Below are 12,479 nucleotides of genomic sequence, written 5' to 3'. Positions count from 1 at the left end.
TTACACCAATTCAGGCAAAAATAAGAAGATAATAGGATAAATTATCTAAAATTTATTTCATGATGCGTTCTACGTCCTGGATGGTGCGGTTGAATGGTCCGTTGTGCTCCAGTTTGATGGTACACATGGCTGCCGCAAACTTGCCGGCTTCTACCGGATTGGCTCCCTGCAGGCGCTTGTAGAGATAGCCTGCCGAATAGGTATCGCCGCATCCGGTAGCATCTACTACTTCATGAGGAGGATAGGCTGGAATGTCGTAGAACGTATCATCTACATAAACCAGAGAGCCCTCGCTACCCAGGGTGATGATAACCTCGGCTACGCCCCAGGCATGAATCAGCTTGGCGGCTTCCTTCGGGTCCTTCAGTCCGGTAATGGTCTCCATTTCTGTCTCATTCACCTTCAGATAATAGGTGTTCTTGAGCACATCGAGCTTGTCCTTCCAGTCGATGGCGTAAACTTTCTCGTCTCTCACCTCGCGCAGATATCCCTGCACATCGATGGAAACATTTCCCTTCTTGGCAAGAAAGGCAACCACTTCTGGCGAGAAATCATCGCTCAGCAGACTGCCCAGGTGGAAGACCTTGGCCTCTACATGCTCCAGCTGCTGGATGGTGAAAGGATCTGCCTTGGCAAGCACACGCTGCTTACGGTCGTTGGGATTATCGCCATAAATATTCTCGAAGAAAACCGTATTGCGCGATGGGTTCAAGGTGACGTCTATTCCAGCCTTGAGCATCTTTTCAACCGGTTCCTTCTCGGTAGGATCCATCGCCGTAATGAGCGAAAAACTTACATCCTTTGGCAATTGGTTGATGGCGTAGGCAAAATAAAAAGAGGTGCCGCCAGCCATGTAAACCGTACTGCTCGGGGTCACGATTTTATCCTTTGTTACGTGCCCAATACAACAAATATCTTTCATTTTTATTACATTTTGCGGATGCAAAGGTACTGCAAATCGAGAATAATACAAAAAAAAATGGGAATTATTTTGTTTTGTTCGCATTTTAATGTACCTTTGCATCGAGAAAAAGCAACTTTTAAAGTTTTATCTAGAATAGATATAAAGAAACATTATGTGGTTTGATAATTTAATCAACGTGCATTCGGCGGTGCAAGGCATCGTCATCCTGTCTTTGATTTGTACTTTGGGTCTTGCCCTCGGCAAGATTCATGTCAAAGGAATCTCCCTTGGCATAGCCTTCGTATTCTTCGTGGGTATTATAGCGGGTCATCTCGGACTCTCTATTGACCAGAACATGCTGGAGTTTGCAGAAAGCTTCGGCCTTACCATGTTTGTGTATGTGCTGGGTCTTTATGTGGGTCCTAACTTCTTCGGTTCGATGCGTCACGAAGGCATTTCACTTAATCTCTGGAGTCTGGCTGTCATCCTGGTGGGAACCTTGTTCTCGCTCGGCTTGTGCTGGATTTTGCCAATCAGTCTGCCTGATATGATGGGCATTCTGTGTGGCGCCACAACCAATACGCCTGCCCTTGGTGCTGCCCAGCAGGCGTTGCAGCAGTTGGGCTTGCCTAGCGAAGGTGCGGCTCTGGGCTGCGCTGTTACTTATCCGTTGGGTGTTGTGGGCGTTATCCTGGCGATGATGCTCTTGCGCAAACTCTTTGTGAAACCGGAAGATCTGGAGATTCGCAATAATGATGATGACGACCATACGTCTATCGGACAATATGTAATCGTGAATCCTGCCCTGAACGGCAATACCATCGCAGAGATTACGATGATGACGCATCGCAAGTTCATCATCTCCCGTGTGTGGAGAGGCGAACAGGTAATTGTTCCTCAGGCTGATACGGTACTTCATACGAATGATAATGTGCTCGTGGTTACCAATAAGGAAGAGGTCTCGGCGATGCAGATTCTCTTCGGAAAGAAGGTGGATAAGGAGTGGAATAATGATAAGGTAGACTGGAATGCGATTGATGCGAAGGTAGAAAGCCGCATTATCGTTGTTACCCGTCCGGGACTGAACGGCAAGCGCCTGGGCAGTCTGCAGATGCGAAATTCCTATGGCGTGAATGTGAGCCGAGTGCTTCGTGGTGATATCCGTCTGCTTGCTACAGATGACCTCCGTCTGCAGTACGGCGACCGACTGACGGTAGTTGGCGACCCTACGAGTATCGACCATGTAGAGCAGTTTCTGGGTAATGCCGTAAAGACCCTGAACGAGCCGAACCTCGGCGCTATCTTCCTCGGAATCATTCTCGGTCTAGCCGTAGGAACCGTTCCTCTGGATATTCCTGGAATGACGGCTCCTGTACGTCTGGGTATTGCCGGTGGTCCTATCGTGATGGGTATTCTGATTGGTGCGCTGGGGCCTCGTGTGCATTTCATCTCTTATATGACGCGAAGTGCGGGGCTGATGCTGCGAGAACTGGGTCTTGCCCTCTATCTCGGTTGCCTGGGATTGGCGGCTGGTGGACAGTTCTTCGAGACGGTAGTCCGTCCGGAAGGTTTGATGTGGGTAGGCATCGGTTTCCTTATCACGGTTGTGCCTGTGGTTATCGTAGGTCTCATCATCCTGAAGACCAAGAAGTATGACTTCGGCAGTATCTGCGGAATCCTCTGTGGAAGTATGGCGAATCCGATGGCTTTGACTTACGCCAACGAGACGCTGGATGGCGATACGCCAAGTATCAGTTATGCTACGGTTTATCCGCTCGGCATGTTTATCAGAGTGGTGATAGCTCAGGTTATCGTGATGTTCTTTGTCTGATGTTACGATGTTTTCATCTGTTTCTGCGGATTCTGTCATCCGCAGATATGAAGAAAGGCTGGTTTCGGTTAGAAATCAGCCTTTCTTGTTATAGTCATCTTCTTTCCCGTCATCGGGTGCTCAAATGTGATTTCCTCTGCATGAAGATGCAGTCTTGTTGCCGGCTCGTTGCCGTAGAGCGGATCGCCGATGATAGGGGCATTCAGACCTTCCTGATGAGCACAATGCACTCTCAGCTGGTGCGTCCTGCCCGTTTTAGGATAAAGCGCCAGGCGAAGATGGGTATCGTCAATACGCTCTAGAACCTCGTATTCTGTAATGGCTTCCTTGCCCTGTTCGCGGTTTACCATCTGGCGTGGACGGTCTAGGAAATCTGCTATCAGGGGGAGCGAGATGTAACCTCTTCCGCCTTCAGCTTCTTTCAGAATCCGGTTGCACGATTCCTTGTCTTTTCCGCAAACGATGGCTACGTACTTCTTCTGAACCCGATGATTCAGAAACTCCTTCTGCAGGCGATGATAGGCAAACTCGGTCTTGGCAATAATCATCAGTCCGCTTGTTGCCATGTCCAGACGGTGGACGATGAGCGGACCAGTAGCTTCCTGATATTTCCTGCGCATCAGAGCGTAGACGGAAGGCTGGGCTGCATCTTTCCCGGGAACCGAGAGTAAACCTTCGGGCTTATAGATGACTGCCAGTTCACGGTCTTCGTAGAGCGTTTCCACCTTATTATATATAGTAGTTTCGGTCTGTTGGGTTTCAAAGACTGTTTTAGGCAGCATCCAATGTAGTATCGGTTTGCATTTTCCGTTGCAGGCAGGATAAAACAGAAGATGATGTCTGATTTCTTCTTTCGGACTCTCTCCCCACCAGAACATAGCCATCTGCAGAGGCTTGTAGCCATGCTGGTAAGCGTATTGCAGGAGTTTCGGCTCGCAGCATTCTCCACTTCCGGCAGGTGGAATCTTAATCGCCTCGTCCTTGAAAATCTCCAGCAGGTCCTTGGTTTCTCCTTCCGCATTCAGCATCTGGAATTTCGAAAACAGCCATTGCTGAAGTTCTTCAGATAACTGTTTGCGGAGCTGTTTCGCACTTTTCAAATCCTTTTCGTAGTTTTCATATAGCGTTTCGTACGCCGTCTTTTCGTTTATCGACTTTTTCAGCCTCTTCAGTTCTGCCTTCATAAACTGGCTCTCTTTTATCATCGCTTTCTCCTCTTCTTCGCTCAGGGGCGTTCCTGCCGAAAGGGCTTCCTGGCGCCTTGCATCTCGCATTTCCTTTGCTTCTTTTATCTTTGTCTGATAGTTTGCGATAACTTCCTGGCGCTTTTGCTGCAAATCATCAATCAGGTTTTTCGCCTTTATCAGGGTTTCGTTGGCTTCAAACTGTCTGATTTGCTGGTTCATTTCCGAAATCTCAGCCTCATGTACCTTGAAATATCCGTCGGGTTGAAGATAATCGAAAACGGCTGGCACAAAACCTTCCCAGTCGCTTCTGCCGCCAATCTGTCCGCTATAAGCTCTCAGATAGCCAATCTTACCATTGTCGGCTTCTACGATAAGTATGCCGAACATCTTTCCACGGTCTATTTCCTCCCGCCAGTCGTTTCGCTGTGAGAGTTCAGCTTGCAGCTCCTTGCATGCTTCGATGCAGAGCGGATGAGGTTCGTAGCTGAATGGATTGTTCATCCTTTCAGGTATATTATTTAGTTCTATATTTTTGAATAAATGCATTTCCATGCTACAAAGATACACATTTAAACGCGTTTTAGTTCATATTTTATATAAAAAATGAGTTTTTCAGTTATTTTTTTGTCTATTTGGATTTTTTGTTGTACTTTCGCAACTGAAACATAAATTCATTTAAATAGTCTATCATGGTAAGTGTATATAGAAAGATAATGACGATGCAGATTAAGAACGGACTGTGCCTTCTGTGGTTATTCGTTCTGATGCTGCTGTTTGCCGCTTGTTCTCATCGGCAGAAGGGTGATGAGTCGTGGCATAAAGATATCGATGAATTTGTGTCCGGTCACCAATCTCTCATGCAGAGTCATCCTGATTCGATGATCATGCTGATAAGAAATTTCAAATGTGAAGGTAATCCCGATAAAAGCGATCAATGGAAAAAATTATTAATAGCTAAATGTTATTATATGAAGGGGGCTGATGCCCAATGCCAGTCGTTGATAGATTCGGTTAACGCTTATTGCAAACAAACTCCTGACAACAGAATTCTTTCTTGTGCTGATAATCTGCAAGGCATACTTTTGCTGGTTTCCGGCAAGAGGAAGGAGGCTTTGAATTATTATGAGAAAGCTTATCATGAAATCATGAACCTTGACAGTTGCGGCGAGGCGATTGATGTATGTATCAATATTGCCGATGCGTCCAGACAGATGGGTAAGCTGGCGGATGCTTCTTCCTGGTATCGCCGTGCCTATTTCCTGGCAGATTCTCTGAATCAGCATGAAGCCCAGAACAGTATTCTCTCAGGACTGGGACAGGTTTATAATGATTTGCAGAACTATCAGCTGGCGCATCATTATTTCCAGAAGGCTGAACGCCTGTATCCGCCAAAGAATCCGAAAGATGTTCATTTCTTTTACAACAGTTGGGGAAATGTGTACAGCAGTCAGGAAAAACCGGCTGAGGCTCTGAAATGCTTCCTGAAAGCTCAAAAGGCTACACGGCAGATGGAACAGCCCCTGGCGACGGCTATTGTTGATGCTAATCTCGGACAGACTTATCTGGAACTCAACCGGTTGGATTCTGCACAGAAATATCTGACTCTTACCACGAAATTCTTCTTTGCCCAGCCCTCCATGCAGAGCGATGTGCAATTCTATGTGGATGGGTTGAATGCATCTCTGGCTCTGAAGCAGGATAGTCTGGCGAAGGCTACCGAGATTTTGAACAAGCCATACGATCTCTCCAAGATGTCGCCTAATTATCTTTACCTTTATCATAAGGGACTGGCGGCTCTTTGTGAGCGCAAGGGACAATATGCCAAGGCTCTGCAATATCAGAAACTGATGAATCAGTACGACGATTCGCTCCGTAACGCTACGATGGTTTCGAATGTTCAGGAGAATGAATTGAGATTCAAGCAGGATACGGCCATCGTTCGCCGTGATTTATCCCTTAGCACCACGCAAGCAGAGGTAAGATCCTTTAGAGTCATCCTGCTCCTGATTATCGGCTTGCTGGTAATGAGCGTGTTGGCTCTCATCGCTTTCCTCCGTTACAAATGGTTGCGCAGCAAGCATCAGCATCATGAGGAGATGAACCGGATGATGGCTCTGAAGATGGAGAATGTGCGCAATCGTTTCTCGCCTCATTTTGTATTTAATGTGCTCAATATCTTCGTATCTAATCTTCCGAAGGGGGTTAATGTCAAACCGCTTCAGCTCCTGATACAGGTACTGCGTGCCTACTTGCTTTCTTGCGATAAGATGGCGGTAAGTTTGGAAGAGGAACTGCAGATGGTGACGAGCTATTCTACTCTTCGCCATGAAACCAATCCGTTCCTTCCGATGCCTCAGTTCCATGTTGCCAAGGATGTGGATATGAAGCTCATGCTGCCGTCTATGATTATCCAGATTCCTGTAGAGAATGCTTTGAAACATGCTTTTGTGGGAATGAAAGAGACGGAAGATAAGCCTTTGCTGGATGTAAACATCTGGGTTGAGGACGATATGCTCCGCATAGATGTTACAGACAACGGATGTGGAGTTTCGGGTACCGTTGGCAAGAAAAAGAAAAATTGTGCTGCCAGTACGGGAACCGGATTGAGAATTCTGAACAGTACCATCGAAATGCTTAATGCAAGCAACGAACGCAAGATGTTTTTCAAGATGCAGAGCAACAGAGGAGCATCAGAAGAGGAGGGTGGTACCAGGAATAGAGGAATATGTGTAAGTATCGGAGTTCCATGTAATTACGATTATAATGTCTTTAAGTAAGAAACTTTTCATAAGAATTTAAAACGAAATAACATGCAAGATAGAATTAAGGTTGTGATTGTGGACGATGAACCACAGAGCATCCACAGGTTACAGGATGATTTGGCAACTCTGGAAGATTTTGAGGTGATTGCCACATCCTCTTCGGCGGTATCGGCAAAGAATCTGGTGATGAGCATACAGCCCGATGTGCTGTTCATCGATGTTGAAATGCCTGGACAGACGGGTTTTGAGGTGTTGCAATCTCTGAGAGATGAAATTCCGATGGAACTTATCGTAGTATTTTACAGCGCCTTCGATAAGTATATGATTGATGCGCTCAGAGCCTCTGCCTTCGATTTCCTGTTGAAACCTTATCAGCAGGATGAGTTTGAACTGGTGGTAGACCGAATCCGGCAGAAAATGAAAGATGGAGATGATGTGGATGAAGATGCTTCTTCCGTTCCAGAGTCCTCTTCCTGTTCTTCTGAATCAGTCTTGGCTTCTCAGAAGGCTCAGGATTTTTCGGGAATGAATGGGATGCTGGGAACAGCAGCCAAGCGTCTTGCCATTCAGACCATTTCGGGTTTATTGATGTTGAAGCCCGATGATGTGTTCAGTTGCACTTTTGATGAGGCTACTCATCTTTGGCAGTTGAAGTTGTCGAATGGGCAGGTTTATAAATTGAAGAGGCAGGTCACGGCAAAGACCATCCTTTCCATGTCGCCTTCTCTGGCTCAGGTTCGTCAGGATTGCATCATCAATCTCGATTATCTTCTCTGCATTGAGAACTATACGCTCCGCTGCATTTTTTCTCCTCCCTTCGACCATGAGGAAATCACGGTTTCCCGCCGCTGCTATAAGGCGGTAAAGGATCAGTTGGAGATATTGTAGGAATCGGAAAAAAGAAAAGAGCGTGCAAGATATAGTCTTTGCACGCCCTCTTCTAGTTCTTGTTTATAGCAGGGGTGTCATATAGAGTGGCAGATATACTATCCCATCTTTTTCCGCTAAGTCTGAGGTGTGAATGACGTAAGGAGTCGATAGGTAATTCTTGTACTTTCTGACACACTTTTCCAAAGATGAAATGGTATAACGATTGGTAGACTTTACCTCTATTGGCGAGATGTTGTGCTTGCTCGTAATCGAAGGCTTCGCTATCAGAAAGTCGATTTCCATTCTGTCTTCTGCCTCACGTGAATAGTTGGAATAGAAAAACAGCTTGTGCCCCTTTGCCTTCAACATCTGTGCTACGATATTCTCTACAAGCATCCCTTCGTTTACTTCCAGCTTGTCCATCATCAGTTTCTTGTAAAGTGATTCCTGCATGATTCGATTCTCGTCAAAAGCCATACTGATTAGCAAACCTGTATCTGCCATGTAACATTTCAAGCTCGAGTTTTCCAACTTGAGATTAAGCCCGATGTTTGGCTCTGTTGCTCCGTAGCAGATATTTGCAACCATAGCTTCGTTCAGCCAAAAGAAAGCACCCTCGTATTCACGCATTCTGGCACCAGCCTTTATTTCAGACAGGCGGAATTTCTTCTCGTGTTTCTGAAGTTGGCTTGGAATCAGATCAAAGATGCTCGTCACTCTTACCTCGTTGCCTTCTGCGTATTTCTGAATATCATTTCGATACAGGCTTATTATCGCACGTTTTATTGTATCAACTTTTGTAAAATCGCGAGTCTTTACATAGGTATCTACAGCCTTAGGCATGCCTCCTACTATCATATATTGACGGAATAAGGTCATAGCCTTGCGATGCATGTCGAGGCCAAGAGGCTTAAGCTTGGCAAATTGGTTTTTGATGAGTTGCATGATTGCCTCTTCGTCCATTGCCCAAAGAAATTCTTCAAAATCCATCGGATACATGTTGATTCTAATCTCTTCGGATGGAATCATGATGTTTTTTACATTCTTGTTGATGGAAACAAGTGAACCTGTTTCAATATAGTCGTATCGTCCATCTTTGACAAGATACTTGATGGCGGCTCTCGCTTCAGGAAAAGCCTGTACTTCATCGAAGATGATGAGCGACTTGCGCGCTGTTAATTTTACATTGAAGTAGAGTTGCAAGTACATAAAGAAAGTATCAAGATCATATAGGTAGTCCCTAAACAGATCTAATACTTGCTGCATCGTATTGTTGAAGTCTATCAAGATATACGATTCGTATTCGTTCTTGGCAAATTCCTCTACGATATAGCTTTTACCGACACGTCGTGCCCCATCAATGAGCAATGCATTCTGCCCATTGTCGTCTGATTTCCATTCTAATAATTGACTATAGATTTTACGTTTCATAACTTCTTGGTATTCTTGTTGTTGCACGTATCCTAGCTTTGAGAGTGTTGGATTTTACACGTTTCCTAGGTTTTGTAATCTTATATTTTACACGTTTCCTAGGTTTCCGTAGGTGCAAAAATACACATTTCCTAGGATAAGGCAATGCTTTTCTCAGAGAATCTTGTCGTTTTTAATGTTTTTTACGTTAATCTCGGCTGTTTGTCGATTGGATGGAGGCTCATTTATCGGCTCATTCTGAATAAGCAAAACTTGAGTGCAAAATCATTTTTTCTGCTTGCGCTAAGTTTTTTTCTCATTTTATCCATCACATCCCTCACGTTTTCTCTTTTTTAATCTTTAATCGTTTGATAATGAGGTGGTTGCCTCTTTTGTGTAGCGTGATAGATGGACGAAATGTTTACAAAATCCATCACGCTATCCATCACTTATTGACTTTATCCATCACGTCTTTCAGCTTATCTTCTTGCTGAAAGTGCTTTTTTTATGCACGTGATTCGGGACAAAGATGAAAGTTTTCGGGACAAAGCTTGCATCTGGCTTTAAAATTTTGTATCTTTGCGGAGTGTTGACAACACAGATTCCACAATGGCAATAACCACTGCGAAACCTAATGTTTAATTTAAATATTTTTTTTATGGAATTAAATCTTAATGATCCAGCGTTTATCAAAAGTCTGGTAGATTATCATTGGATGTACTGCTTCAATGCCGATTGTCCTCGGGCAGCAGAATGCATCCGATTCATCTCGGCAAAGTTCAAACCCGATGATGTTACTGCCGGAAATGCTGTTTATCCCGATGCTAACCTCCATGCATCTTGTTCTCATTTCATGCGTGTGTACCAGTTCAAGGCAGCATGGGGATTTTCCCATCTCTACGACCAGGTAAAACATGTCGAAATGCAGACTATCAAGTACCGCATCATGGATGTTCTGGGCAACCGTACTACCTATTATCGTGTACATCGGGGGGAGAAACATCTTACGCCGGAAATGCAGGAGCAGGTGAAGAAGGTCTTTGCTGAATATGGTTATGGGGAACCTGCCTATGATCATTATGCAGAAGAAATCGGATTCGTTTACGAATAAAGCACAATCCCCTGCCGATGTATCCACAGCGGGAATGCGACGTATCGGTTTGTTCCACAGGGTGAAACAGAGTGTTTCTCCGCTTGAACCAAACTGTTTCATGGTATGAACCAAACTGTTTCGTATCGATAAACTTTTTAAAATGACAGACAATGAAATTTACCATAACACATAGAAATAAAAAGAACCAGCTCCTGGTAAGTACCAAGAGTCTGGAACGTTTTCTGGGGCGCATCGTAAACGATGACGCCAGGAATACCGTGGAGAACTTCCGTGAATATGTACCTTATCTCATGAATGGTTATGATGGGTATAAGGATATGCCAACCTGGATGCATGTTCACCCTGCGGCAGAATTTCAGAAATCGGAGAATGGACTCCTGAAGATGAAGAAAAACAACGGCGTTCTGCTGCTTACGTTTGTTGATATAAATGAGGATGGAGGCGCAGATGCCATCAAGCAGAAAGTAGCCAGTCTGCCTTCTACTCTTGCAGCCTTTGTGGGAGCCGATGGCATCAGTCTGCATGTTCTGGCGAAATATGCGCTGGCAAAGGGGACGTTACCTGATGAGGAGGTTGCAGCCGACAGGATTTACAAGCAGGCCTTCCTGACCTTTGCTCCGCTTTATCAGACGCTAGTAAAGGCAAAGATGCAGATGCCCGAGCCTTCTATCTTTTCCGATTTTCTGATGACAAGAGATTCTTTTCCTTATTATCGTGAAGATGCCTTGCCCCTGACGTTGAATGAAGTCTTTCATGGCGCAGAAAAACCTGTGGAGATCGTTGATGAGAAGGAGGCTGACCACTCTTCCGGAGGTGTGGATAACGACCGTAAGGAGTTGAGTGACAATATCATGAGTATGATCGGATTTCTGTGTAAGAAATATGATTTCCGTTATAATTCGGTAATGAAATGCACAGAGTATAGACCGAAGGAAAAGGATTATTGGGGCTATCAGCCTGTGGATGCTCGTGTGCAGAAGCGTATGACGCTGGAGGTACAGCTCGCCAACATCCGTGTGAGTATCAAGGATGTGCGCAATTATCTGGAGTCGGATCTTCTTTCTACCTATAATCCTGTAGAAAACTTCCTGTTCAAGTGTGAGGGGAAGTGGGACGGTAAGGATCATATCCGTGCCTTGGCGCGCACGGTGCCTACTGATAATCCTTATTGGGAGGATTGGTTCTATACCTGGTTCCTGGCGATGGTTGACCAGTGGCGTGCTTACAGTCATCGCAAATACGGCAACTCTGTGGCACCACTTCTCATTTCCAAGCAGGGCTACAACAAGAGTACTTTCTGCCGGTCTCTGGTTCCGCCGGAGTTGCAATGGGGGTATAATGATAATCTCGTATTGTCAGAGAAACGGCAGGTGCTTCAGGCGATGTGCCAGTCGCTGGTCATCAATCTGGATGAGTTCAACCAGATTTCTCCTCAGGTGCAGCAGGGATTCCTGAAGAATATCATCCAGTTGCCGAGTGTCAAGATAAAGCCTCCGTATGGCAGTCATGTTCAGGAGTTTCCGAGAATGGCATCTTTTATCGCCACGAGCAATATGGAGGATATCCTCTCCGATCCTTCCGGTAATCGCCGGTTTCTGGGTGTAGAGCTCACGGGGCCTATCGATGTGAGTCAGCGTCCGAATTATGAACAGCTCTATGCTCAGGCGCTTTCTGCATTACGGGCAGGCGAGAAGACTTATTTTGATGCGGAACAAACCCGGTTGATCATGGCAAACAACAGGAAGTTTGAGGTAGTTTCGCCGGTAGACCAGTATTTCGATCTCTATTTCGACCTGACCGATAATGCCGAACAGGGCGAGTATCTTACGGCAGCCGAGATTTTCCAGGAGCTGAAGAGTCACATCGGTTCATCGTTGAAGTTGAACAGTCTCATAGCCTTCGGCCGCAAGCTTTCTCAGATGCCAACCATCCATCGCAAGCGTTTCAACGACGGAATGCGGTATCTGGTAGTGAGAAAATCGTGATGGATAACCCCAAATCGTGATGGATAGCGTGATGGATATTCCCGTTTTCGGAGTATCTATCACGCTATTTAAGTATCTGTATATTAGTGTATTAATGTGCGTGGTGTATGTAAATCGTGATGGATGATAGATAATTATCTAAAACTTATTCACGAATATGGCTGCGTTGGGTTACGAATATGGCTGCGTTGGGCTACGAATATGGCTGCGTTGGGTTACGAATATGGCTGCGCTGGGTTACGAATATGACTGCATCGGGTTACAGATATGGCTGCGTAGGCTAACGGAGCCGTATCCGTAGGCTTACCGAGACGTCTGCATTAACTAACTGAGACGTCTGAACTCGCTGACTGAACTACTTGAGTTAGCAGATTGAGCCACTTGAGTTAGCAAACTGAGCCACTTGAGATTTTTTC

At 45.4% G+C, this 12,479-nt stretch carries 8 protein-coding genes; 5 read left to right on the top strand and 3 right to left on the bottom strand.

Translation table 11 applies throughout. The annotated features are described in order from the left end of the window. Positions 1 to 52: 52 nt before the first annotated feature. A complete protein-coding gene (locus ONT18_RS11805) occupies positions 53 to 922 on the bottom strand; it encodes a PfkB family carbohydrate kinase (RefSeq protein WP_264905759.1) in 870 nt (289 codons plus the stop codon). A 154-nt stretch (positions 923 to 1,076) separates the two neighbouring features. Here ONT18_RS11805 and ONT18_RS11800 point away from each other — a divergent pair, with 154 nt between their 5' ends. After that, complete coding sequence (locus ONT18_RS11800; protein ID WP_264905757.1) at positions 1,077 to 2,735, top strand: putative transporter; 1,659 nt, start codon at positions 1,077 to 1,079, stop codon at positions 2,733 to 2,735. Between the two features lie 68 nt (positions 2,736 to 2,803). Here the strand turns inward: ONT18_RS11800 and ONT18_RS11795 are convergent, their stop codons facing one another. After that, the gene (locus ONT18_RS11795; RefSeq protein ID WP_264905755.1) at positions 2,804 to 4,423 is read right to left on the bottom strand and encodes an RluA family pseudouridine synthase; all 1,620 of its coding nucleotides are present in this window, start codon (positions 4,421 to 4,423) and stop codon (positions 2,804 to 2,806) included. 212 nt (positions 4,424 to 4,635) lie between these two features. On the opposite strand from ONT18_RS11795, the gene ONT18_RS11790 reads away from it, so the two are divergent. Together ONT18_RS11790 and ONT18_RS11785 are read left to right on the top strand one after the other, a co-directional pair. Then, complete coding sequence (locus ONT18_RS11790; protein WP_181992796.1) at positions 4,636 to 6,699, top strand: tetratricopeptide repeat protein; 2,064 nt, start codon at positions 4,636 to 4,638, stop codon at positions 6,697 to 6,699. 33 nt (positions 6,700 to 6,732) lie between these two features. After that, entirely contained in the window at positions 6,733 to 7,572 is an 840-nt protein-coding gene (locus tag ONT18_RS11785; RefSeq protein WP_118065188.1) for a LytR/AlgR family response regulator transcription factor, read from the top strand. A 63-nt stretch (positions 7,573 to 7,635) separates the two neighbouring features. Here ONT18_RS11785 and ONT18_RS11780 read toward each other — a convergent pair whose 3' ends face one another. Further along, positions 7,636 to 8,985: an ATP-binding protein gene (locus ONT18_RS11780; RefSeq protein WP_264905753.1), complete on the bottom strand. Its 1,350-nt coding sequence runs from the start codon at positions 8,983 to 8,985 to the stop codon at positions 7,636 to 7,638. Positions 8,986 to 9,622: 637 nt separating this feature from the next. Here ONT18_RS11780 and ONT18_RS11775 point away from each other — a divergent pair. Both ONT18_RS11775 and ONT18_RS11770 read left to right on the top strand, forming a co-directional pair. After that, complete coding sequence (locus tag ONT18_RS11775) at positions 9,623 to 10,075, top strand: DUF6078 family protein (protein ID WP_118081702.1); 453 nt, start codon at positions 9,623 to 9,625, stop codon at positions 10,073 to 10,075. Positions 10,076 to 10,227: 152 nt separating this feature from the next. Continuing rightward, positions 10,228 to 12,063 carry a VapE domain-containing protein gene (locus ONT18_RS11770; RefSeq protein ID WP_264905752.1) on the top strand — a complete coding sequence of 612 codons (1,836 nt, stop codon included), beginning with the start codon at positions 10,228 to 10,230 and terminating at the stop codon, positions 12,061 to 12,063. The last annotated feature ends 416 nt before the right edge of the window (positions 12,064 to 12,479 follow it).

This window comes from Segatella copri, from assembly GCF_026015295.1.
Lineage (GTDB): Bacteria > Bacteroidota > Bacteroidia > Bacteroidales > Bacteroidaceae > Prevotella > Prevotella copri_C.
The sequence above is the reverse complement of the archived record's forward strand: the minus strand, read 5'-3'. Positions and strand labels throughout refer to the sequence as shown.